Genomic DNA, 23,400 nt, shown 5'->3' with positions numbered 1-23,400 from the left:
GTCTTTATATCCCTTCACTATAAAATAACTTGTAAATTATTGTTAATAAATAATGTATATTGTAACAAACCTCTTTTCTACAAAAATAAAAAAGCAGACATTTCGTCTGCTTTAATTCTCCTCAATTTGCTTTTCACTTAACCCTAGATGTGTTCTAAGAGTATTACTCAAACTCTGTAGATCTTTTTTATTAGGATTATAATAATATACACGTTGCCCGTTTGGGCCATTAGGTAAGTATAAATCATCACCAGCTAATTGTATTTTTTCAACTGAACCGTTTAAACCGTATTTATAAAAAGATAAAATATCATCCATTACTAAATTTGTTTTAAAATCACTATCAACCGCCTCAACTATTTTTTCTAGCTTCGTAATCGATCCTACACTTTTTAATTTACTTAAAATCGCTTCAATAACAAGTTGTTGGCGCTGTCCTCTCATTGCATCACTATCAATATGGCGCGTTCTTGCTAGTGCAAGTGCTTCTTCGCCATTTAATTTTTGTAATCCTTTTTTCAAATGAATCGCATCAGGTTCATCTTTACTATTTTGCTCCGTAAATTCAACCGGGACATCCACTTCAATACCATCTAACCCATCAACAATTTTAGTAAAGGAACCAAAATTAAATTTCACAAAATAATCAACGGGCACCTGTAACAATTTTTCTACCGCTTCCACAGAAGCTTGCGGTCCTCCATCTGTACCATTTTTAACGAAACCACTTCCATATGCATGGGTTATTTTATCTTTTTTCTTTTCAACTGGAACATATGTATATGTATCACGCGGTATGCTCGTTAATTTCACTGTTTTATCGTCTTTATTAAAAGTCGCTAACAATAATGCATCTGTATGAAATGCACCATTATATTCCTTTTGTCGTTCTTGATTTTCATCAATTCCCATAATTAAAAGTGAAACATGATTTGCAATTGGCTTTACAGATTTCTCACGTAAATTGGATTTTTCACCTCGTGCTAAATTCAAATTAGATTTTTGTACGAGACTAGAAGTTTTCATATATACATAGGCTCCATAGCCAATTCCACCAAATAGTAATACCGCCAGTAGTAAACTTATTATCGTTTTCTTTTTATATTTTTGCTTATTTTTCTCTTCTCTTAAAGATGAATGATTCTCCATTTACTCTCCTCCTGTTTCTATTCATCCAATATGTTTTTCATTCTTTCATATTTAGCGCTATCCTTTTGAAACATACTTTCTTTCAATCCCTTATCTATTTGTATCCATTCAGTCGTAACTGAATATTGAATCAAGCCTTCTTGAAAACTAAGAAATTTCAACATAATCCCTGTATTTTTCTCCACAACCATTTCGAATTTCCCTCTTAAATCTTCAGAGGTGCTAACAGGCATCTCTATGTTGATGACTCCTTCAATTTTGTAACAATCTAATCCAAGATATTTCGTTTCTTTATAATTCCAATCTTTATATCGAATTAACAAATCTGCGAATTCTGATTGAATACTATATTTAGCTAGCCCTATATATTCATCATCATATCGCTTTTTTTCACCTGCTTTTTTCAATAACCTTTCCGTAGGATTTAATTTTAATAGTTCATTGTTTCTTTCTTTCGGGTTCCATTTTGTCTCTTTATAGGTATACTTCTCATCATCAAACTCTTTTTTCTTGCCCTCGTTATATATAATTGTTCGTTTTTTCGCTAGTTTATCTTCTTTCGAAGAGATACCTCTTTGTTTTTCCGTATCAATCGCATACTTATATGTTGTAGCAATTCTTGATGAGCTAGAATATTCCTCAAATTGTCCTGAAATATTTTTAAAATAATCAATAGAATCTAGCATTTTTTGATGAATCTTTTCTTTATCTGGATAATGTACATTCGATTTTATTTCTTCTTCATTTTCAAAATCAGAAAACGCTTTTTTCTTTACATATTCAAATACTCCACCATTTTGCGCAAAACTTTGTATAGAAAACTCAGACATAGATACCACTGAAAGTATACAAACCGCTGCACTAATTATCATCATATGAATTTTGTAACTCTTCTTTTTTACCTTAAGATTATGTAGCGTGCCATTAATTTTTTCATTTAACTCTGGAGGTACTATAACATTTTCATCTTTTATTCTCTTTTTTAATTTCTCATCAAATAATTTTTCATTATCCATCCTTTACACCCCCTATTCCATCTTTAATCGTTTTTGTAGTTGTTCCCTCGCGCGTGACAATCTTGATTTCACTGTTCCTTTCGGTATTTCTAACAGCTTTGCTATACTCTCTTGATTCATATCTTCATAATAATAAAGCACCGTAACAGCTCTTAATTCTTCATGTAACGATTGAATCGCATTACACAAATCTATATCTTCATACTGATCACACGCACTCATATTGTAATCATTCTCTTCTGTCACAATTACATTTTTATACGCTCTAATAATATTGTTACACTCATTTATTAGTATTCGAATTAACCAAGTTTGAAAAAATTCTTCTTTTTTTAATTTTTTTATATTTTCATAGGCCTTTAAAATTGTTGTCTGTATCGCATCCTCTATATTTGTCTCATCACGTAACATCGCCTTTGCTATTCGATACATCTTCACTTTTTCTGTATGTATAAGCGCTATAAAGGCTTCATGATCACCTTTTTTCGCTAAAGCAACATCCGTTTCTTCTTTTATAATTATTTTATATAAAGGGATTACTTTCACAATTGCTCCTCCTGTTTCATCCTCACTTCATCACTTCCAATTTAACTTTACATGTATTAGACGTATGAACCTAGAAAAAGGTTCAATTTTTTGAATATTTTTGTAATCCAAAAGATATATACCCTTTATAAGTGTTATGCGATAAACAATACTAGTTTAAATTTACAAATAAAAAAAGCCCACTTTCTCAGTGGACTTTCTACTTTATAACGGTAAATCCCTCTTCTTAAACACTACAATTGCTACGATGAAAATACAAAGCGCTCCAGCAGTTAAACCTATACTTACCGGCCATATATTATATGATCCTTCAGCAATTTCTTTCGGACGAAACAGCGTGAATAATGATAGGTTTTTCATCCATTCTAACTTATCACTTAACTTCCCTACCATATCCAATACGAAAAATAGGATAGTTAAACTCGCTGAATAACTTAGTGCTTTTCTTTCGTCATTACATATGCAAGAAAAGAAAAATGAATACGCACTAACGACTAAAAATATGAGCCCTCCGACTATATTTATCTTCAAAAATAATTCTTTATTTAAGTTATTATCTTGTAAAAACCATTCTGCACCTACTAACCCAGCTACATACGTAACAGATACAATAATCAGAAGTTCCAATATGAGAACAGTAGCTTGTGTAATAGCAATTTGCACTCTAGATACAGGTGTTGCTAGCAAGTATGCCATTGCTCCTTTATCTACATGACGAGCAATTAAATGTGTCGCAACTGTTACGCAAAAAATTGTTAAAATTATAATAAACAATAGACTATAGTATTCGCCCGCTAGAAAATCCATTACGTTTTGAATCGGACTTTCCATACCAACGATTTTTTTCACACTATCAGGCATGGCACCTATTAATTCATTTAGCCCTTTCGCTGATACCATTGACGGGAATATCCAAATTAATAACCACAAATATAAAGCCGCACCACACGCATAACTCAAAATACTTTTTTGTGTTTCTTTCAAACTAGCTAAAAACAATTGCTTATTCATGCGTTACCCCTTCTTTCTTATCGTAATAATGCATAAATAAATGTTCTAAATCCATCGCTCTCGTTTGAAGTGCCGTTACATTATAGTTTGAAAGTGTTTGTAAAACAGTTTGATAGTTTCCTTGTACAATGATAGATGCCTCTCTGCCTTTTACCGCTTCAAATTGCAAATTACACTTTGTAAGGGACTCAATCTCTTCTTGTGATGATACTGTTACATCTATCACCTGTCTTCTCATTCCTTGTAAATCGTGAATATTTTCAACCGTTACGAGTCGACCATCTTTAATAATAGCTACTCTGTCACAAGTTCTCTCAATTTCAGTAAAAATGTGTGATGACATTAGGATTGTTTTTCCTCTTTGCTTTTCCTCTAATATTAAATCTATAAACACTTGCTGCATAAGTGGATCAAGTCCAGATGTTGGTTCATCTAAAATTAACACCTCTGGATCGTGCATAAATGCAGCGACTATCCCTACTTTTTGCTTCATTCCTTTAGACATTTTGCGAATCGGTGTTTTCACATCAAATTGCAGACGCTCTATCAGTTCATCTCGTCTTTTCGTATCCTTTAATCCACGCATTCCCTGCATTAATTTTAAAAACTCTAATCCGTTCATTCCTTCAATAAAAGAAATTTCACCCGGTAGATAACCAACTTCCCTTTGAATTTTCGCTGCTTCATTCCAACAATCTAATCCAAAAATTGTCGCTTTACCAGCTGTCGGTTTTATAAATCCCATTAAATTACGAATCGTCGTTGATTTTCCGGCACCATTCGGTCCTAAATAACCAAATACTTCTCCCTCTTTTACATCAAATGTAATATGAAACAAACCTTTTCCATTCGAAAACTGTTTTGTGACATCTTGAACTGAAATCATAATTCCACCTCATTTTTTGAAATATTAAATATGTGATATTTCAAAATTATTGTACTCCTCATCTTCCATATTCGCAACAACTTTTTGAAATATTCATTAGTCCATATTTCAAAATTATTGTTTTCCATTATTTTTTCTTGTATATTTTAAGTGAGGTGATTGCATTGAACGGCTTTGAAAGAGTAAAAGAAAAGAAAAAGCGTGCCATTAAAGAAGCAGCATTCGTATTATTTTCAGAACGTGGATTTAATGAAGTGAAAATAGAACATATCGCAAAAGAAGCAAACGTTTCTCAAGTTACAATTTATAATCATTTCGGAAGTAAAGATGCGTTATTTAGGGAGCTTATACAAGAATTTATCATATCTGAATTTCAATATTATAAAGAGCTTGCAGAAGAAAAATTACCTTTTCATGATATGATGCAAAAAATGATTGTAAGAAAAATGAATACTGGCGGGTTATTTCAACCTGATATGTTACTGCAAATGATGCAAAGGGATGAAGAACTCCGTAAGTTTATTTATAGTTATCAAAATGAAAAAATCCTGCCCTGGTATTTAGAAATATTAGAACAAGCTCAGCGCAAAAACGAAATTAATCCACACCTTACTAAAGAAATGATGTTACTTTACATTCAAATGTTTACTAAATTAGGTGATGATTTTGGGGCACAACTTCTTGAAGGAAATCGCGAAAAACATATACAAGATATCGTCACGATGTTCTTTTATGGACTGTCCGTCCCAGAAAAATAATTGTTTCTAAAAAACAAATACAATCACCAAAAAGCCCTTTGGATATTTAAATCTCAAGGGCTTTCTCATATCAAATAAATAGCTAAAACTAACTTTATCTTAAAGAAGTTAAATGCTGCTTTATAGATAACACCTTATTATAGATTAACTCTTTTAGCATAACAGGCTGAATCGAAATAATCGTTTCACCGAAATTCAGAAAATAATTTGAAATAAAATCAGATTCTTGCTTGTTAAAATAGCCTGTTATAATGTAATTTTCATTTTCCTTTTGCAACCTCATGGAAGGGTAATTCTCTTTATCAAAAATGTCTTTTCCTTTTTGATTAACAATGACGCTAAAATCAATTGCATCAGGCTTCCTGTGAAAAGTAGTAAGATAACTTAATAATTCTTCAAGATTTTTTGGATGAACATTGCTTGTTTCCACAATAGAAAGAATTTTATCACATCTAATTATTTGAACATGATTTGTCTCAAAATTAAAGATTTTAGCATACCACTGGCCAAATTTAGATTCTATTCGAATAAATTGGGCAACCAATGCTTTCTCCTCACCTTTTTTTAAATATGTTAAATGATAAACTCGCTCAGCAAAAATCCCCTGTAAAATTTCTTTTAAGAACGGACTAAAATTACTATGATTTGTTACTTCAAAGGAAAGCGTTAGTTCCATGATTGAAATATTTTTACTCACATTATCAGGTAATACATGTTTAAATTTATTTTCAAGCGCAATACTTTCTACATTAAATGGTTTTGTCTTGTATCCATTTAGCGTAAGAATTGAAAAGTATAACGCATACATTTCATCCACACTAAAATAAATTGGTGATAACACATTATTTTCTATAATTTTATAACTTCCATTTCTACCCAGTTCAGAATATATGGGTACACCTATTTCTTCCAATGATTGAATATCTCGCAATGCGGTACTTTTAGAAATATCATATCTAGTCATTAAATCTTTTAAATTAAAATATCTTTTATTCTTTAAGAAAATAAGCATATCATTTATTCGTTCCGTTTTTTTCATATTTCCCTCCCAAAAAGGTGTCATGTATTGAAACCCTTTTAATCTATATTATAATTATCAACTAATAAAGGAGTTATATATTTATGACATTAGAAATAGCTATTTTTCTTTCAATGAATGGGCAAGCAAAGGAGGCGATTAATTTTTATATACGTAATTTAGAAGCCAAAAAGTTAATGATTGTTACGTATGAAGAACTGGCGAAAAGAGATAGTTCTTTTAAAATTACAAGTGAAAATAGAGATCATATTGCTCACTCTGTTTTACAAATTGGGAATACAAAGCTAATGATAGCAGAAGATACAATGAATACTAATGAACGTTATAACGTTGGAAATAACATGTCACTTTGCATTCAAAGCGCTAATTTAGAAGAAATACAAAGGTTTTATAATAATTTAATTTCCGATAAGCATGTGAAAATAATCTCTCAGCTAGAAAAAAATATATTTAGTGAAGCATATGGTATTATTGAAGATCCTTATGGCATACAAATCCAATTAATGTATGATAAACGACTAAACTAATTAATTAATCATATTCACATATTCCTAATAAAAAAGACACGAAATTCGTGTCTTTTTATTTTATAGAAATGACTCTACCCTTTTCACTGCTTTCAATCGCTAATTGAATCAGTTTAATAACATCTAAACCTTCTTTTGCTGTTACAGGTAGTTCCTCACCATTTAATATACTATCTCGTACACCTTTATAATAATTGTCATAACAACCGACTTCTGTTGGAATACGCTCTAAGCTTTCTTCTGTTTCTAAAGTAGCAAAATTCTCTTCATCGTCTACCCCATAACCGTTATTGCCTGGCTTCATTCCATTTTTTAATTGCTCTTCCTGCGAATCCATACCGTACTTCACGATAGAACCTTTCTCTCCATGCACTATAAAATGCGGTCCAGCTTTTTTCACATAACTGCTGCTACGTAAAATGACACGTTTAACTCCGTAATGCAGTACTATGTGGAAATAATCATCCACCTCTGCACCTGGTCGTTGTTTTATTACATCTGCACTTATCGCATCTGGTTTCCCGAATATTGATAACGCTTGGTCAATTAAATGCGATCCTAAATCGTATAATATACCGGAACCTGGTAGATTTTTTTCTCTCCATCGATCACGTACATGTGGACGGAAACGATCAAAATTTGATTCATATGCGTATACATTCCCTACTCTGTTTTCTCCTAACAATTTCTTAATTGTTAAGAAATCATTATCAAAACGACGATTATGATATACGCTTAACATTACATTATGCTGCTCTGCTAATGCAATAAGCTCTTCCCCTTCTTCAATTGAAACAACAAATGGTTTTTCTACAACAACATGCTTACCGTTTAAAATTGCTTCTTTTACATATGGAAAATGAGTTGTATTAGGTGATGTAATAACAACTAAGTCAACATCAGCTCGCTTCACCAATTCATCAATTGTACTAACAACATTAGCGTTTGGTAATGTTTCTTTTACTACCTCTTCTTTTGAGGATAATACAGCTCGAATATTATATTCTTCTATTGTTTGTAATAGTGGGATATGAAATGTCGTACTAGAAAAACCAAATCCTACAATCCCTACACCTATTTTTTTCATGTTGCCCCTCCATTTGTGCCGCTTTAACGGGCAGTAAGATTCCTAACCCAAAATTCAGTGAAAGCTAAGGAATTAGGTGAGGAATCAACTGCTTGTTAAAGCCCGATTAGTTCAACTAATAATCAGTGAGGATGAAGAAAATCCCCATTGATTAAAGTTTCACTTTATGAGAACGATTTCATTCAGTTATTATAACAAGATTATTATTATTTACATAATAAATTGCCTAGAAAAAAGCATCTTGCTACTATTCATAGCAAGATGCTTTTTTTACTCCGGTCGTTTTTTCGTCCACGTTTCTACTACTTCACCAGTATCATTTACATCTAGCACTAGGCTACCATTACTATACCGGTCTTTATTTCGATACGCTTTCGGATCAATCTCTTCTACAATGTTTTTCTCTGTCTTTATGTAAACTAATTCATCGTCCCGAACAATTTCAATACCGACAATGCGGTACGGATTACGTTTTAACTCTTTGAAAATAACAAGACCTCGCTTCGCCCTCGTTGATTTTTCAATTTCTGATGCTTTTAGACGTTTTACAGCACCACGCTGCGTTACGAGAATAAGTTGATCTTTATCACCATTTAACGGTTTACCAGAAGCGACATAGTCATCTTCTTTTAAATTAATTGCTTTCACACCAGCAGCTCTTACACCGACTGGACTTACTTCATCTTCATGGAAAATAAGTGCATATGCACCATGTGTAGCAAGAACGATATCACTCGTTCCATCTGTCGCAAATATATCGACAACTTCATCATCTTTTTTCAAGTTTACAGCAACGAATGCCCTTGAATAACGCTGAACTTTATATTGATTTAATTCTGTTTTCTTTATCATACCATTTCGTGTTACAAATACGATAAATCGTTTTTCTTCCTCAAAGTTCGGTACAACCGTTGCCCAAATGATCGTTTCATCTCGGTCGAGTGAAACGATATTTGCAACGTGCTGACCTAAATCTTTCCAACGAATATCTGGCATTTCGTATACTGGAAGATATATATAGTTCCCTTTACTTGTGAATAAAAGAACTGTTTCAGTCGTATTCGTATCGAATCGTTCAAGTAAGATGTCACCCTCTTTCATACCGAAGTCTTTGCCGTTTGATGCATTATGTGAGCGCCATCCAGTACGTTTCACATATCCTTCTTTCGTTACAGTAACGATGACATCTTCTTGTGGAATCATCACTTCTACGTCTATTTTAATTTCTTCAATTTGTTCTTCAATAATAGCACGGCGATCATCACTATATGTTTTCTTAACTCTCTTCAAATCAGTTTTAATGACTTGAAGTAATCTTTTTTCACTTTGTAAAATTGACTGTAGCTCTAGAATTTTCTTATTAAGCTCATCTGCTTCTTCTTGTAACGCCGTAATGTCTGTATTCGTTAAGCGATATAATTGCAAGGAAACAATTGCTTCCGCCTGTGCTTCTGTAAAGCCAAATTTTGCACTTAAATTATCTTTCGCATTACGTTTATCTTTTGAAGCTCGAATTGTCTCGATTACTTGATCTAAAATCGATAATGCTTTCTTTAAACCTTCTACAATATGTTGACGATTTTCTGCTTTTCTTAATTCATATTGCGAACGTCTCGTAATAACCTCTTTTTGATGTCCAATATAAGCATCCAAAATTTTTGGTAATGTCATAAGTGTTGGACGACGATTATTAATCGCTACCATATTAAAGTTATATGGAATTTGCAAATCTGTATTTTTATATAAATAATTTAAAATACCTTCGGCGTTTGCTTCTTTCTTTAATTCAACAACAATTCGTAAACCAGTACGATCTGTCTCATCACGCACTTCAGCAATACCATCTAACTTTTTATCTAGACGTAATTCATCCATTTTCTTTACAAGGTTTGCCTTATTCACTTCGTAAGGAATTTCAGTGATTACAATTTGTTGTTTCCCACCGCGCACTGTTTCAACTTCTGCTTTTCCGCGAATAATAATTTTACCTTTACCTGTTTCATACGCCTTTTTAATACCATCAATCCCTTGAATAATACCGCCTGTTGGGAAATCTGGTCCTTTCATAACTGTTAATAAATCATCAACAGTACTATTTGGCTTATCAATACGCATCATTGTAGCATCAATAACTTCTCCAAGATGATGCGGAGGAATTTCTGTTGCATAACCAGCGGAAATCCCTGTAGATCCGTTCACTAATAAATTCGGGAACGCTGCTGGTAATACAACTGGTTCTTCACTCGTATCATCAAAGTTTGACACGAATTCAACTGTTTCTTTATCAAGATCACGTAATAATTCAGATGCGATTGGTGATAAACGAGCTTCCGTATAACGCATTGCTGCCGCTGGATCCCCATCTACACTACCATTATTACCATGCATTTCAACTAAAACATTACGTACTTTCCAAGTTTGGCTTAAGCGTACCATTGCCTCATATACAGAGGAATCTCCATGTGGATGATAATTACCAATAACGTTACCTACTGTTTTAGCTGATTTACGAAACGCTTTATCATGTACATTACCTTCTACATACATAGAATATAAAATACGTCTTTGTACTGGCTTTAAGCCATCACGTGCATCTGGAAGTGCACGATCTTGAATAATATATTTACTATAACGTGCAAAGCGATCACCTAACACGTCTTCAAGCGGGAGGTCATGAAACTTCTCTGCTTGCATGTTATTCCACCTCCGTCTCCATAATCATTTCATTTTCTAAAATATTTCCTTCTTCTTGCATGCCAAACTGTACATTGCGTTCAATCCATTTACGGCGCGGTTCTACTTTATCGCCCATTAATGTTGTAACGCGACGCTCTGCTCTTGCTGCATCATCAATTTTCACGCGAATTAATGTACGCGTTTCAGGATTCATTGTTGTTTCCCATAATTGATCCGCATTCATTTCACCAAGCCCTTTATAACGTTGTAACATATAGCCTTTTCCAACTTTTTTCGTTACACCGTCTAATTCCTCATCTGACCAAGCGTATTCAATTACTTCACTCTTACCTTTTCCTTTACTTACTTTGTATAAAGGAGGGAGTGCGATAAACACTTTACCCGCTTCGATAAGTGGCTTCATATATCTGTAGAAGAACGTTAATAACAATACTTGAATATGAGCTCCATCCGTATCGGCATCGGTCATAATTACAACTTTATCGTAGTTAATATCTTCAACATCAAATTCATTTCCTACACCGCCGCCAATCGCATAAATGATTGTATTAATCTCTTCATTTTTAAAGATATCAGCAAGCTTTGCTTTCTCTGTATTAATTACTTTACCACGTAATGGTAATACGGCCTGGAAACGACGGTCTCGTCCTTGTTTCGCTGAACCACCAGCAGAGTCACCCTCTACTAAATACAATTCGTTTTTCTGAGGATTACGTGATTGTGCAGGTGTTAACTTCCCGCTTAACGTACCTTCTGATTTTTTCTTCTTCTTACCACTACGTGCTTCTTCTCTCGCTTTACGAGCAGCCTCACGTGCTTGCGCTGCTTTAACTGCCTTTCTCACAAGAAGTGTAGCTACATCCGGGTTTTCCTCTAAAAAGTAAGCTAAATGCTCTGAGACAATGGCATCAATAGAAGAACGAGCTTCACTTGTACCAAGTTTCCCTTTCGTTTGTCCTTCAAACTGAAGTACTTCTTCTGGTACACGTACAGAAACGATAGCCGCTACACCTTCACGAATATCTGTACCTTCTAAATTTTTATCTTTTTCTTTTAATAATGAAACTTTACGAGCATACTCATTGAACACACGCGTCATTGCTGTTTTAAATCCAGCTTCGTGTGTTCCACCATCTTTTGTACGTACGTTATTTACAAACGAAAGAATATTTTCTGAGTAACCATCATTAAACTGGAATGCTAGTTCTGCTTCAATCCCGTTTTGTTCACCAGTGAAATATACAACCGGGTGAATTGAATCTTTTTCTTCGTTTAAATATGAAACGAAAGCTTCGATTCCTGTTTCATAATGAAATATATCTTCTAAATCATTACGTTCGTCTTTTATCGAGATTTTCATTCCTTTTAATAAGAATGCAGATTCACGTAATCTCTCGCATAATGTTTCATAATTGTAATTTGTCGTGCTGAAAATCGTTGTATCTGGTTTGAAGTGCATTGTCGTACCAGACTCTTTTGTTTTCCCGATTTTCTCTAACGTCGTTGCAGGAACGCCACCATTTTCAAAGCGTTGTTCATAAATGTTACCATCACGTTTAATTGTTACTACTAACCATTCTGACAAAGCGTTTACAACTGATGCCCCAACACCGTGTAAACCACCACTCGTTTTATAGCCACCTTGACCAAACTTACCACCTGCATGAAGTACAGTTAAAATAACTTCAGGTGTAGGTTTCCCAAGTTTATGCATTCCCGTAGGCATTCCTCGCCCTTTATCTATAACGCTAATACTATTATCTTTATGTATTACGACTGAAATTTCGTCGCCAAATCCCGCTAACGCTTCGTCAACGGAGTTATCTACTATTTCATATACTAAATGATGCAATCCACGGCTATCCGTACTCCCGATATACATACCCGGGCGTTTTCGAACGGCTTCAAGTCCTTCTAACACTTGAATCGCATCTTCATTATATTGGAACTGATGCTTCGCCAAACTCCTTGCCCCTTTCCTAATCCAAAATCAGAACATATGTTTCTATTATAGAATAACGCCTCGACTATAGTTTTGGCAAGTTATCTTATCTCTTTTATATACCATCTTCAATAGAAAAATCCTTGTTTTCTCACAAGGATTCCTCTAGGCTACTATTTCAGAAAAATAATCGTTTGTCAACGAGAAATGGATATGTATTCCAAGATTACACATTCCAAACCTTTATTATGATCCAAATGATCAAGATCCAAAATGGGATTACAAATAACAATCCCCAAAAACAGCCTTTAAAAAATCTCATGATGAACACCTCGTTCATCGGCCCTACTTATCTATAATGAGGGCTGAATCAATCTTTCTACTTTTAAATCTATACTATTTTGTCATCGCATGTTCTACTTTAATACAACGATCCATTATTACAGTATAGTCTTTTTCTTTTAAAAGTTTATATGTATCTTCATCTTGTACTCCTAATTGTGCCCAAAAAACATCTGCATCAATCTCTACAAATTCTTTTGCAACACCCATTAAAAACTCTGAGCGACGAAATACATTTACTATGTCAACGTGTTCCTTAATATCCTTTAGTGAAGAAACTGCCTTTTCTCCAAGCACCTCATCTACTGTTGGATTAACTGGAATAATACGGTATCCAGCATCTTGCATTGCTTTTGAAACCATATACGATGTACGTTCTGGCTTATCTGATAATCCAACAACCGCAATTGTTTTGCTTTTCTTTAACACTTCACCAATTTCCGTACGAGTTGGGTTTTCAATTGTCATAATTAATCCCTCCTATTCCTTTAGTATAGCCGATAAAGAAAGTCTCTTTCAATATGAAAGAGACTTTCTTTTATTTCGATTATTGATTCTTTGTAGCTGAATTATCTGCTAAAGTAGCCGATTTCGTCATTTTTTGACCGTTACGGTAGAATGTAACTTCTACTTTCTCGCCTACTTTTTTCTTTTCATATAAATATTTACGGAATTGAAGTGAGTTTTCTACTTTTTGATCATCTAATGCTACTACAATATCATATTGCTCTAAACCAGCTTTTTCTGCTGGTGATATTGGGTAAATTTTACCTAATACAACACCATTCGTTACTTCTTTCGGTACTTTCAATTGATTGACTGCATAAGCTTGCACATCTTCTAACGAAACGACACCTACTCCAAGAGCTGGACGTTTTACCACTCCGTCTTTTTCAAGTGATTCAATAACTGGCTTTGCGATATTAATTGGAATAGCAAATCCAATTCCTTCAACTTCTTGCTGTGCAATTTTACTTGAATTAATCCCAATTATTTCACCATTTTGGTTAAATAATGCACCACCACTATTACCTGGGTTAATCGCTGCATCTGTTTGAATAACTTGTGCTTGCCAATCTGGTCGTTTATCGCCATCAATATCAACTGGAATTTCACGTTCTTTACTACTAATAATGCCTTCCGTTACACTTCCATCAAATCCTAGTGGGTTACCGATTGCAATTGCTTTTTCACCCGCACGGATTTTACTTGAGTCACCTAAAGTTGCAACTTTATTCACATTAGAGCCGTCAATTTCAACAACAGCTAAATCTAACCAAGGATCTTTCCCTACTAACTTTGCATCTACCTTTTTACCATCACTTAGTTTTACAGCAAGTTTATTTGCACCATCTACTACGTGGTTGTTTGTTACAATATATGCTTTATTTCCTGCTTTTTTATAAATAACACCTGATCCTGAACCAGCTTGTTGTTCTTGACCTGTCGGTTGCATTGCAAATGGATCAACACTTTGCTGCATATTAATAACACCTACAACAACGTCTTTCGCTCCTTCAATCATACCAGGTAAATCAGTTTCATTTTTCGCTTTATTTACAACAGGAACTACAGTACCTTCTACTTTTGAATCCGAACTAAATGATGATACTGGTGCTCCATTATTTTGAGCCCATGGCATATATGGTGCTGCAAAACTAATCGAAACCGCTCCGACTACAGCTCCCACTAAACCTGTGAAGAAATAGCCTTTTTTACTACCTGATTTTCTCACTTCTCTCGTTTCACTATGCTCTTCATTTAAATTTGGTCCGTCGTAATATCCCATGTTTTATTTCCCCTCTCTGGTGAATTCGTATTTTCAGTATAGTCACGTTTTGTGTCCTTCTTGTGAACTCATCGTGAAATCCAATTAAAAAAATACTCCTATCTAACATTGTAGACAAGAAAAGTATTTTTTGTACATTCTACCTTCAAAAGAGAGTATAAAATCGCCATTTTCCTAGGCTAAATTACACAAATCGTTCTAGATTATTCTTCAAATTTATAACCAACTCGAATAACAGTACCGATATGCTTCGCTTTATCTCCTAACTTATTTCGAAGTTTTTTAATATGGGTATCAACCGTTCGGTCATCACCGTAATAGTCATATCCCCATAACTGGTCTAATAAATGTTGACGTGATAACACAATTCCTTTGTTCTCCATTAAATACACAAGAAGTTCAAATTCTTTATGTGTCAATATAATTTCTTCTCCATCTACTAAAACAGTTCTAGATAGACGATTCACTTCTATTCCAGCTAAAGACATAGCATTTTCTTCCGCTACTCCTACCGCACCATCCGCACGTTTCAATAACGTCTTTGCACGAGCTACTAATACTTTCGGGCTAAATGGTTTCGTTACATACTCGTCTGCACCTAATTCGAAACCTAGCAATGTATCATCCTCATCCGAACGCGCTGTCAACATAATAATTGGTACTGCTGATTCTTTTCTAATTCGTCTACAAACAGACCATCCATCTATTTCCGGTAACATAATATCTAACATAATTAAATCAATTTCATGCTCTGCAAATAACTCTAACGCTTTTTTCCCATCTTCTGCTTCGATTACTTCAAAGCCTTCATTACGAAAATAATCACTAACAATTTCACGTAATCTTCTTTCATCTTCAACAAGCAATACTGTTTTATTCATATAATCTATCCCGCCTTTTTACTCTTTCAATCGAATAATACGTTGATTGGAGCTTCCGCGAAATGGAAGTGTTAAATCTTTTTTCTCAATTTCAAACCTTCCATCGACTAAAACATCCCCATAATGTAACAACTCTATCATATCATTATTTTGAGAACTCTGTATCTCTTCTAACGTATAACCTGTATACATCCATAGGTTTTTTTTCAAATCTTTCACGATTTTTGCTACCTTTTTCACTTCAGCAGCTTGAAAAAATGGATCTCCACCTGAAAATGTTACATCAGTTAATGGATTACTTGCAATCTCTTTCACAATTTCTTCTACTGTCATTTCCGTTCCGTTGCAAATATTCCACGATTTTGGATTATGGCAACCGACACAACGATGCGGACAGCCCGCAAAAAACACGACTGTCCGCAATCCTTCTCCATCTACTACACTATCATGAATAATATTCATCACTTTCATTTATGTTTCACCCGATCTATCTCTTCACTACGTTTCGCACTATTCCACTTCGACATATCTCCTACAAGATAGCCTGTTATGCGGCGAATTCTTTCTATATTAGCCTCATCTTCATTCCCGCAACTTGGACATTCATTTCCAATAACCCCGTGATAACTACAGCACTTACAACGGTCAACAGGATGATTAATTGAACCGTATCCAACGCCATGTTCTGCCATGGCTTGTACAATTTGTTTTAATGCCTTTTTGTTATGCATCGCTGCTCCGTCCAGTTCAATATACGTAATGTGTCCTCCATTACAGAGAGCATGGAACGGGCCTTCTAAACGGATTTTATTTATCGCTTGAATGTTATAATAAACTGGAATATGGAATGAATTCGTATAGTAATTATGGTTCGTTATACCGCTAATTACGCCAAATTCTTCTCTATCTTTTTTCACAAACTTTCCTGATAATCCTTCTGCTGGAGTTGCAATTATCGAGAAATTCAGTTGATGTTCTTCTGTCGCTTTATCCATTCTATCTCTCATAAAGGAAATAATTTCATACCCAAGTTTCCATGATTCTTCATCTTCCCCATGATGCTTTCCTGTTAAAGCTACTAAACATTCCGCAAGACCGATAAAACCAACACTTAACGTCCCTTGTTTTAAAATCGAAGCTACGGAGTCTTCAGGCTGCAATGCTTCTCCACCACGCCATACACCTTGTGAATATAAAAACTGAAAATCTCTTGCTCGCTTCGTACATTGATACGCAAATCTTTCTAATAACTGCTTAATTCCTAAATCTAAATAGTAGTTTAGCGCTTCAAAAAATGCTTCTTTTGAACCACTAATTAACGCTAATTTCACTAAATTGATAGACGTAAATGATAAATTCCCTCTACCAATCGCTGTTTCTTCTCCATGTATATTAGACATAACACGGGTACGACATCCCATGTAACATACTTCACTTTCTGGTCTTCCATCATAATGCACTGCATTAAACGGAGCATCTAAAAATGAAAAGTTAGGGAATAATCGCTCTGCAGTTGTCTCTAATGCTAATTCAAATAAATCGTAATTCGGATCACTTTCTTCAAAATTCACACCTTTTTTCATCTTGAAAATTTGAATCGGAAAAATTGGTGTCTCTCCTTTACCAAGTCCAGCTTGTGTTGCTTTTAATAGTTGTTTAATTAACATTCTTCCTTCTTTTGATGTATCTGTTCCGTAATTAATAGAAATAAACGGGACTTGTCCTCCGCCCCTACTATGCATACTATTCGAATTATGAACGAAAGCCTCACACGCTTGATACGTATCATTTTCCGTTTCTTTCCATGCAAATTCTTCTATTTGTTCTTTCGTAAGCGGATATGATTGTAATCGTTTTTTATGTCTCTCAATTGTTTTTCGTACATAAGGTGCTAAATCAATATCAAAGAGTGCAAACGATTGACCGCCATGCTGCATATTTTGATTCGCTTGAAAAATAATAGACGAAAGAGCCAATGCACTTTTAATGTCTTGTGGTTGTCTCATATGTCCATGTCCAGTATGAAAACCGTTAGCAAGCATTTGCGCTAACGGAATTTGCGAACAAGTCGTCGTTCCTGTCGCATAAAAATCTAAATCATGTGGATATAATATATTTTCATTTATCGCTTTTTTCACTTGATCTGACAATAAATTCTCAACAGCATAATATTTTGCACTCTCAGATGCGAACGTTCCCATTACACCCATTGGAGAGCGGCCGTCTACATTTGCATTTTCTTGCATTAAATCTTGTTCATTGCCGTGGACTATCGTCTCGAACACTTTCATTAATTCTTCTCCACGTGTATTATTTTGTAACATTTATAACCCTCCACCAATATGTTGTTGTCTTTTGATTAAAATGTTACTACATATAGTCTTGCTGTTTCTGTGAGAAATGTAACATTACTGTGAAATTTTTTTCACGAAATAATGAATTTTTCATTTACAAAAAAGAAATGTGCTCTTTACAAATGTATGGTACAATATACGGGAAAAACTCTTTTTACCCTTTATCAACACATTTGAATAAAGGAGACTGAACTTATGGTTACTACATATCTTTTATTTATCGTTGCCTACTTGCTTGGCTCGATTCCATTTGCACTAGTTGTTGGAAAAATTGGCTACGGAATCGATATTCGTGAGCACGGGAGCGGTAATCTAGGCGGAACAAACACATTCCGTACATTAGGGAAAAAAGCAGGTTTTACCGTTACAATTGCTGACATTTTAAAAGGGACATTAGCAACAAGTCTACCAATGATTTTCGGATTAGATATTCACCCACTATGGTTCGGGTTAGCGGCTGTTCTTGGACATGTCTACCCGATCTTCGCGAAATTCCGTGGTGGTAAAGCAGTTGCAACTTCTGCTGGGGTGCTATTATGCTATTCACCAGTTGTTTTTGCAATATTGGCTGTTGTATTTTTCACCCTTTTATTTACAACAAGATACGTATCACTTTCTTCTATGGTAACAGCAGTTGTTGCTGTTATTGCATCCATTGTTAGCGGGGATAAAATCTTCATTATTGCGATGTGTTTATTAGCAGGTATGGTTATTTATAAACACCGTGCAAATATCGGACGAATTATAAATAAAACTGAACCAAAAGCAAACTTTTCAAAAAAGCAAAAATAAGATCGTAACCCACATAACGCAAAAAGAAAACGTGAAGCATATTAATAGCGTCTTTTTGCGTTATTTTTTATACTAAAGAAAAAGCAACATAACTTGGAGGAACTATACATGAATCTTTCCGTAACAAAAGAAGCAGCACAATGGTATAAAACTGAATTAAACTTACAATCAAATGAAACACTACGCTTTTTCGTACAATACGGTGGTTGCAGTACTGTGCAAAAAGGACTTTCTTTAGGTATTCGTAAAGATGATCCTGCACACCCTGCTGTTCAAATTCAAGAAGAAGGTATTAACTTCTTTATTGAAGGCGATGATGAATGGTTCTTCGATGGACATAATTTATCTGTTACACTTAATGAAGGTGACGACTTCCCACAATTTAATTATGAAAAATAAAAAAGCGCGGCTTTTGCCACGCTTTTTTATTTTTTCTTAATTTCCTCATATTTCGCATACCACTCAGGATATAACTTTTTAAATGATACAGGGCGGAATCCTTCTTTTTTCGCACAAATATTCGTCGTACTTGCAGTAATACAAAGATCACCATCACCATTATATATTTCATATCCATATACAACGCGAAGCGGGCTCACAGTATCTACCCATGTTTTTACGATTGCCTTTTCTCCATAACGCATCGCTTTACGATATGAAATTTGTAAATCTAACACAGGAGAAATAATTCCTTCTTTCTCCATTTCAACATATGAAAAACCTAAATCTTGTATAAGTTTCGTGCGACCTAACTCAAGCCACACTAAGTAGTTTGAATGGTAAACAACACCCATTTGATCTGTTTCCGCATAACGGATTTCAACTTCATGTTCTGCTACAAACATATGTATTCGCCTTCTTTCACTTCTGCTACCTTGCATACATTTAATCATAATACAGTGACATCAAAAATAAAATAAAAACAGTGAATCTTTTACTGAAAGGAGCCAGCATATGATTCAAATTGTAACTGTTCGTAGTGGTGATAGCGTATATAGCTTGGCATCAAAATATGGATCAACACCTGACGAAATAGTAAAAGACAATGGACTAAATCCAGCTGAAACGCTCGTTGTTGGTCAGGCACTTATCGTTAATACGAAAGGAAATAATTATTATGTACAGCCTGGTGACAGCCTATATCGAATTTCTCAAACATATAATGTCCCCCTCGCTAGTTTAGCTAAAGTTAATAATTTATCTTTAAAATCTATTCTCCATGTCGGACAACAATTATATGTACCAAAAGGCACAAAACGAGCTGTAGAATCCATCGCTTATTTACAACCTTCAACTATACCGATTAAAGAGAGTTTAGTTAATGCGACACGCGCCATCAATCCATTTTTAACATACTTAGCCTATTTTAGTTTTGAGGCAAAAAGAGATGGCACATTAAAAGAACCTACTGAAACAGCTAAAATTGCTAATATTGCAACGCAAGGTAAAACAATCCCTATGCTCGTTATTACAAATATTGAAAATGGTAATTTCAGTGCCGATCTAACATCAGTTATTTTACGCGACGCAACGATTCAAAACAAATTCATTACTAACATTTTGCAAACAGCTCAAAAATATGGCATGCGAGACATTCATTTCGATTTCGAGAGTGTAGCACCTGAAGACCGCGAGGCGTATAATCGCTTTTTACGAAATGTAAAAACACGCTTACCTAGCGGGTACACATTGAGCACAACTCTCGTACCGAAAACAAGTTCAAATCAAAAGGGAAAATTTTTCGAAGCTCACGATTATAAAGCGCAAGGGCAAATTGTTGATTTCGTCGTCATTATGACATATGACTGGGGATGGCAAGGCGGTCCACCGATGGCGATTTCTCCTATCGGTCCAGTGAAAGAAGTACTTCAATATGCAAAATCTCAAATGCCTCCACAAAAAATTATGATGGGGCAAAATTTATACGGGTTTGATTGGAAGCTTCCATTTAAACAAGGAAATCCACCCGCAAAAGCAATTAGCTCTGTCGCAGCTGTTGCACTAGCTCGTAAATATAATGTTCCTATTCGTTATGATTTCACAGCCCAAGCTCCTCATTTTAATTACTTTGATGAAAACGGCGTGCAACACGAAGTTTGGTTTGAAGATTCACGGTCTGTTCAAAGTAAATTCAATTTAATGAAAGAACAAGGTATAGGCGGTATTAGTTACTGGAAAATCGGTTTACCATTCCCGCAAAATTGGCGTTTACTCGTTGAAAATTTTACGATTACGAAAAAAGGCTGACAAAAGTCAGCCCTTTTTTTCATATTACTGCTAAAAACTCATCTTTCATTTCCTCACAAAAAAGAAGAATGATAACATTCTCCTTTTTAACCGTTATCAACAATCGGTTGTTTACCTGTTTGATCTTGCATTTGCTTTCCTTTATTTCCACCAGCTTTTTTCGATTGTGTTCCAATATGATTTGGTGCAAAGTCTTTTGAATTTTTTTTCGGATTACCCATTACTATCGCCTCCTTAACACTAGTATCGTACTAGCGTTAAGAATTATTCAGCTTGCTTAAAAAGTTTCATTTCATAACGTTTTTCGATGCGCTCTTCAATGCGATCAATTGCATCACGATCGCTTAATAATTGTTGTTTATTTTCATTTACAAGTTCTTCAAACGATTTACGGCGACTTCTTCTCATGTTGTTCACCCTCTCTCCTTCACTTTCTTATTACATAGTATGAGCAAACGAAAAACTCTTTAATCAGATTTGTAAGAAAATTTTATGTTTTGGTACTCCTAAAAAAACTCCGTGTACAATATATTGCACACGGAGTTTTTCATACCATAATATTTAAATACTCTTTCAACTTTTCATCTGCATTCATTTCATTTTCTTTATAATCATGAAGCGCCTGTAATACAAAATCATACTGCTCTAAAATATAACTTTCTAATTTCATAACATCCTCTAAGCTATTAAGCATAATTCTCGTATTACCAACTTCACTTTTTAACGCCGGTTCACATTTTAAACTTGTACATATTTCTTTCACATCTTCTTCTAATATCTCTGTTAATACATATTTCTTTCGCCCTTTTACCTTTAATCTCATAACTGGATAAAAAGCTTTTATATCTAAATAACTTCCTACGTTCATACAACGTAGCCATTCTACATTACGTTTATTACGTGCAAGCATTTCTTTCACCGCTTCGTATACTACGATTTCATCAAGTGAGACCTTATTTACTTTTCTCTGTCCTTCTTCTTCAATAGCTGCACACTTTTGATAAACAGCAGCACACGTAATGCAATCGTCAAATGCATTATGAGAGCTTAAACGAATTCCAAGCATTCGCTTTAACGTTTCAAGTTTATGATTAGGCGCATGCTTCATGTATTTCTTCGCTAAAAATACAGTATCAATTACTTTATTTTTAGGTTCAGGTAGCCCTAGCATATTTACATTACTTTTCAAAAAGCGCATATCAAAAGAAGCATTATGGGCCACAATAACATTTGTATGTAAAAATGCTAAAAATAAAGGTAATACCTCTTCAATCGTCGGTGCATCTGAAACACGATAATTGGTAATACCGGTTAAACTCGTTATTCGGTCCGGAATTGGTCGCTCTGGATTCACGTATGAAACAAATTGATCTACCAGTTCATGATTACGATATTTCACCGCTGCAACTTGAATAATTTTATCATTATAAGGGTTAAATCCTGTTGTTTCAAAATCAATTACAACATAATCTAACGGTAAGGATACATTCCCCACTCCATACACTCCTTTATCTCTAAACGATTATATTTCTTACATCATATCATGAAGTTATTACTACTTGAAAAAGAAAAGGCAGAAATGGGAACTCTCCACCTCTACCTTTTCACCATTATTTTAATTTAGCAACCCTTTTCTCCATCTCTTTTTGCGTCATCGGCCCAATAAACTTATCTTGAATGACACCTTTTGTATCTATAAAATACGAAGTTGGAATCGTAATTACTTTATACGCTGTTGTCACATCAATGTTCTTGTCCAATAAAATAGGAAAAGTAATTCCTTTTTCTTTAGCAAAATTGCTTACCTTTTCTTCCCCCCCACCTTTTTCTGAAGGCGTATAGTTGATTGCTAAAATTTCTACGTTTTCTTTATGTTCTTTATAGAAAGCCTCCATATCCGGCATTTCTTGTTGGCAAGGTCCACACCATGTTGCCCAAAAGTTTAAAATCACTTTCTTTCCTTTTAAATCTGATAGCTTTACATTCGTTCCATCTAACTTCGTTAATTCGAAGTCTGGCGCACTCTTCCCTATTTCAATACCATTACTTGCAATCATCTCTTTCATAGCAGCTTCACTTTGTTCTTGCTCCCCTTGTACCATCTGCTCTTTTTTACCAAACTGTTCATAAGCTGCATATCCCGCTAAACAAAGTAACACTACAATAATCGTAAGCTTCCGCCACATGTTATATCACCCTAACGTATTTATCTTCTTATAACTTAATTACTCAAATACTATATACCTTATTTTAGCTTATACGGACAAGCTTGGAAATATTCAGAGTCGAAATAATTAGAATATTCTCATTTGAAGTGTAATCTTTTCCTTTTTATCA

General features: G+C 34.5%; 24 protein-coding genes. 5 read left to right on the top strand and 19 right to left on the bottom strand.

Annotated elements, in window-relative coordinates; genetic code table 11:
* Positions 1 to 111 precede the first annotated feature (111 nt).
* The 5 genes from DN400_RS20785 to DN400_RS20765 form a co-directional block, all read right to left on the bottom strand.
* Positions 112 to 1,149 carry an LCP family protein gene (locus DN400_RS20785; RefSeq protein WP_000427599.1) on the bottom strand — a complete coding sequence of 346 codons (1,038 nt, stop codon included), beginning with the start codon at positions 1,147 to 1,149 and terminating at the stop codon, positions 112 to 114.
* Between the two features lie 17 nt (positions 1,150 to 1,166).
* On the bottom strand, positions 1,167 to 2,165 hold the full coding sequence (locus tag DN400_RS20780; RefSeq protein ID WP_000368239.1) for a hypothetical protein: 999 nt from the start codon (positions 2,163 to 2,165) through the stop codon (positions 1,167 to 1,169).
* A gap of 12 nt (positions 2,166 to 2,177) precedes the next feature.
* Positions 2,178 to 2,711 carry an RNA polymerase sigma factor gene (locus DN400_RS20775; protein WP_065229191.1) on the bottom strand — a complete coding sequence of 178 codons (534 nt, stop codon included), beginning with the start codon at positions 2,709 to 2,711 and terminating at the stop codon, positions 2,178 to 2,180.
* A gap of 204 nt (positions 2,712 to 2,915) precedes the next feature.
* Entirely contained in the window at positions 2,916 to 3,722 is an 807-nt protein-coding gene (locus tag DN400_RS20770) for an ABC transporter permease subunit (RefSeq protein WP_098675400.1), read from the bottom strand.
* Positions 3,715 to 4,608, bottom strand: a complete 894-nt coding sequence (locus DN400_RS20765) for an ABC transporter ATP-binding protein (RefSeq protein ID WP_025118000.1) — start codon at positions 4,606 to 4,608, stop codon at positions 3,715 to 3,717. The genes DN400_RS20770 and DN400_RS20765 overlap by 8 nt, the downstream gene beginning before the upstream one ends.
* A gap of 155 nt (positions 4,609 to 4,763) precedes the next feature.
* On the opposite strand from DN400_RS20765, the gene DN400_RS20760 reads away from it, so the two are divergent.
* Entirely contained in the window at positions 4,764 to 5,366 is a 603-nt protein-coding gene (locus tag DN400_RS20760; protein WP_120460340.1) for a TetR/AcrR family transcriptional regulator, read from the top strand.
* Positions 5,367 to 5,460: 94 nt separating this feature from the next.
* On the opposite strand, the gene DN400_RS20755 is transcribed toward DN400_RS20760, so the two are convergent.
* A complete protein-coding gene (locus DN400_RS20755; protein WP_002094112.1) occupies positions 5,461 to 6,429 on the bottom strand; it encodes a helix-turn-helix transcriptional regulator in 969 nt (322 codons plus the stop codon).
* A gap of 59 nt (positions 6,430 to 6,488) precedes the next feature.
* Here DN400_RS20755 and DN400_RS20750 point away from each other — a divergent pair, with 59 nt between their 5' ends.
* Positions 6,489 to 6,932: a VOC family protein gene (locus tag DN400_RS20750; RefSeq protein ID WP_147801904.1), complete on the top strand. Its 444-nt coding sequence runs from the start codon at positions 6,489 to 6,491 to the stop codon at positions 6,930 to 6,932.
* Between the two features lie 55 nt (positions 6,933 to 6,987).
* On the opposite strand, the gene DN400_RS20745 is transcribed toward DN400_RS20750, so the two are convergent.
* The 8 genes from DN400_RS20745 to DN400_RS20710 all read right to left on the bottom strand — a co-directional run bounded on the left by DN400_RS20745 (position 6,988) and on the right by DN400_RS20710 (position 17,994).
* Positions 6,988 to 8,019, bottom strand: a complete 1,032-nt coding sequence (locus DN400_RS20745; RefSeq protein WP_098675399.1) for an oxidoreductase — start codon at positions 8,017 to 8,019, stop codon at positions 6,988 to 6,990.
* A gap of 270 nt (positions 8,020 to 8,289) precedes the next feature.
* Positions 8,290 to 10,713, bottom strand: coding sequence for a DNA topoisomerase IV subunit A (parC, locus tag DN400_RS20740; RefSeq protein WP_147801903.1), 2,424 nt, complete (start codon positions 10,711 to 10,713; stop codon positions 8,290 to 8,292).
* A 1-nt stretch (position 10,714) separates the two neighbouring features.
* A complete protein-coding gene (gene parE / locus DN400_RS20735; protein ID WP_001062197.1) occupies positions 10,715 to 12,679 on the bottom strand; it encodes a DNA topoisomerase IV subunit B in 1,965 nt (654 codons plus the stop codon).
* 375 nt (positions 12,680 to 13,054) lie between these two features.
* A complete protein-coding gene (locus DN400_RS20730; RefSeq protein ID WP_000151392.1) occupies positions 13,055 to 13,468 on the bottom strand; it encodes a CoA-binding protein in 414 nt (137 codons plus the stop codon).
* A 79-nt stretch (positions 13,469 to 13,547) separates the two neighbouring features.
* Positions 13,548 to 14,789 (bottom strand): S1C family serine protease, encoded by a 1,242-nt coding sequence (locus DN400_RS20725; protein WP_000542643.1) that lies wholly within the window; start codon positions 14,787 to 14,789, stop codon positions 13,548 to 13,550.
* A gap of 203 nt (positions 14,790 to 14,992) precedes the next feature.
* On the bottom strand, positions 14,993 to 15,670 hold the full coding sequence (locus tag DN400_RS20720; RefSeq protein ID WP_001044679.1) for a response regulator transcription factor: 678 nt from the start codon (positions 15,668 to 15,670) through the stop codon (positions 14,993 to 14,995).
* A gap of 18 nt (positions 15,671 to 15,688) precedes the next feature.
* Positions 15,689 to 16,141 (bottom strand): anaerobic ribonucleoside-triphosphate reductase activating protein, encoded by a 453-nt coding sequence (gene nrdG, locus DN400_RS20715; protein ID WP_000867078.1) that lies wholly within the window; start codon positions 16,139 to 16,141, stop codon positions 15,689 to 15,691.
* Positions 16,138 to 17,994, bottom strand: a complete 1,857-nt coding sequence (locus tag DN400_RS20710) for an anaerobic ribonucleoside triphosphate reductase (protein ID WP_000940082.1) — start codon at positions 17,992 to 17,994, stop codon at positions 16,138 to 16,140. The genes nrdG and DN400_RS20710 overlap by 4 nt, the downstream gene beginning before the upstream one ends.
* Before the next feature lie 225 nt (positions 17,995 to 18,219).
* Here DN400_RS20710 and plsY point away from each other — a divergent pair, with 225 nt between their 5' ends.
* Both plsY and DN400_RS20700 read left to right on the top strand, forming a co-directional pair.
* Entirely contained in the window at positions 18,220 to 18,816 is a 597-nt protein-coding gene (gene plsY, locus DN400_RS20705; RefSeq protein ID WP_000258974.1) for a glycerol-3-phosphate 1-O-acyltransferase PlsY, read from the top strand.
* A 108-nt stretch (positions 18,817 to 18,924) separates the two neighbouring features.
* Positions 18,925 to 19,215: a HesB/YadR/YfhF family protein gene (locus tag DN400_RS20700; RefSeq protein ID WP_001054455.1), complete on the top strand. Its 291-nt coding sequence runs from the start codon at positions 18,925 to 18,927 to the stop codon at positions 19,213 to 19,215.
* Between the two features lie 26 nt (positions 19,216 to 19,241).
* Here DN400_RS20700 and DN400_RS20695 read toward each other — a convergent pair whose 3' ends face one another.
* Positions 19,242 to 19,661: an acyl-CoA thioesterase gene (locus tag DN400_RS20695; RefSeq protein WP_000495808.1), complete on the bottom strand. Its 420-nt coding sequence runs from the start codon at positions 19,659 to 19,661 to the stop codon at positions 19,242 to 19,244.
* Between the two features lie 109 nt (positions 19,662 to 19,770).
* On the opposite strand from DN400_RS20695, the gene DN400_RS20690 reads away from it, so the two are divergent.
* A complete protein-coding gene (locus DN400_RS20690; protein ID WP_000614858.1) occupies positions 19,771 to 21,063 on the top strand; it encodes a glycoside hydrolase family 18 protein in 1,293 nt (430 codons plus the stop codon).
* Positions 21,064 to 21,149: 86 nt separating this feature from the next.
* Here DN400_RS20690 and sspN read toward each other — a convergent pair whose 3' ends face one another.
* From sspN to DN400_RS20670, 4 genes are all read right to left on the bottom strand, one after another.
* Entirely contained in the window at positions 21,150 to 21,284 is a 135-nt protein-coding gene (sspN, locus tag DN400_RS20685) for an acid-soluble spore protein SspN (RefSeq protein ID WP_000527987.1), read from the bottom strand.
* A gap of 43 nt (positions 21,285 to 21,327) precedes the next feature.
* The gene (locus DN400_RS20680; protein ID WP_001254699.1) at positions 21,328 to 21,471 is read right to left on the bottom strand and encodes an FbpB family small basic protein; all 144 of its coding nucleotides are present in this window, start codon (positions 21,469 to 21,471) and stop codon (positions 21,328 to 21,330) included.
* A gap of 139 nt (positions 21,472 to 21,610) precedes the next feature.
* Positions 21,611 to 22,558, bottom strand: coding sequence for a 3'-5' exonuclease (locus DN400_RS20675; protein ID WP_065229193.1), 948 nt, complete (start codon positions 22,556 to 22,558; stop codon positions 21,611 to 21,613).
* Between the two features lie 115 nt (positions 22,559 to 22,673).
* On the bottom strand, positions 22,674 to 23,249 hold the full coding sequence (locus tag DN400_RS20670; RefSeq protein ID WP_000269064.1) for a TlpA family protein disulfide reductase: 576 nt from the start codon (positions 23,247 to 23,249) through the stop codon (positions 22,674 to 22,676).
* Between the last annotated feature and the right edge of the window lie 151 nt (positions 23,250 to 23,400).

This window comes from Bacillus sp. AR8-1, assembly GCF_008042345.1.
In the GTDB taxonomy this organism is placed as follows: Bacteria; Bacillota; Bacilli; order Bacillales; family Bacillaceae_G; genus Bacillus_A; species Bacillus_A cereus.
The sequence above is the reverse complement of the archived record's forward strand: the minus strand, read 5'-3'. Positions and strand labels throughout refer to the sequence as shown.

Coding starts and splice junctions, on each gene's coding strand:
- DN400_RS20725 (WP_000542643.1), bottom strand. CDS start 14,789: ATGGGATATTACGACGGACCAAATTTAAATGAAGAGCATAGTGAAACG.
- DN400_RS20730 (WP_000151392.1), bottom strand. CDS start 13,468: ATGACAATTGAAAACCCAACTCGTACGGAAATTGGTGAAGTGTTAAAG.
- DN400_RS20765 (WP_025118000.1), bottom strand. CDS start 4,608: ATGATTTCAGTTCAAGATGTCACAAAACAGTTTTCGAATGGAAAAGGT.
- sspN (WP_000527987.1), bottom strand. CDS start 21,284: ATGGGTAATCCGAAAAAAAATTCAAAAGACTTTGCACCAAATCATATT.
- DN400_RS20780 (WP_000368239.1), bottom strand. CDS start 2,165: ATGGATAATGAAAAATTATTTGATGAGAAATTAAAAAAGAGAATAAAA.
- DN400_RS20690 (WP_000614858.1), top strand. CDS start 19,771: ATGATTCAAATTGTAACTGTTCGTAGTGGTGATAGCGTATATAGCTTG.
- DN400_RS20750 (WP_147801904.1), top strand. CDS start 6,489: ATGACATTAGAAATAGCTATTTTTCTTTCAATGAATGGGCAAGCAAAG.
- DN400_RS20755 (WP_002094112.1), bottom strand. CDS start 6,429: ATGACACCTTTTTGGGAGGGAAATATGAAAAAAACGGAACGAATAAAT.
- DN400_RS20745 (WP_098675399.1), bottom strand. CDS start 8,019: ATGAAAAAAATAGGTGTAGGGATTGTAGGATTTGGTTTTTCTAGTACG.
- parC (WP_147801903.1), bottom strand. CDS start 10,713: ATGCAAGCAGAGAAGTTTCATGACCTCCCGCTTGAAGACGTGTTAGGT.
- nrdG (WP_000867078.1), bottom strand. CDS start 16,141: ATGAAAGTGATGAATATTATTCATGATAGTGTAGTAGATGGAGAAGGA.
- DN400_RS20770 (WP_098675400.1), bottom strand. CDS start 3,722: ATGAATAAGCAATTGTTTTTAGCTAGTTTGAAAGAAACACAAAAAAGT.
- DN400_RS20785 (WP_000427599.1), bottom strand. CDS start 1,149: ATGGAGAATCATTCATCTTTAAGAGAAGAGAAAAATAAGCAAAAATAT.
- plsY (WP_000258974.1), top strand. CDS start 18,220: ATGGTTACTACATATCTTTTATTTATCGTTGCCTACTTGCTTGGCTCG.
- DN400_RS20695 (WP_000495808.1), bottom strand. CDS start 19,661: ATGTTTGTAGCAGAACATGAAGTTGAAATCCGTTATGCGGAAACAGAT.
- DN400_RS20700 (WP_001054455.1), top strand. CDS start 18,925: ATGAATCTTTCCGTAACAAAAGAAGCAGCACAATGGTATAAAACTGAA.
- DN400_RS20710 (WP_000940082.1), bottom strand. CDS start 17,994: ATGTTACAAAATAATACACGTGGAGAAGAATTAATGAAAGTGTTCGAG.
- DN400_RS20680 (WP_001254699.1), bottom strand. CDS start 21,471: ATGAGAAGAAGTCGCCGTAAATCGTTTGAAGAACTTGTAAATGAAAAT.
- DN400_RS20720 (WP_001044679.1), bottom strand. CDS start 15,670: ATGAATAAAACAGTATTGCTTGTTGAAGATGAAAGAAGATTACGTGAA.
- DN400_RS20670 (WP_000269064.1), bottom strand. CDS start 23,249: ATGTGGCGGAAGCTTACGATTATTGTAGTGTTACTTTGTTTAGCGGGA.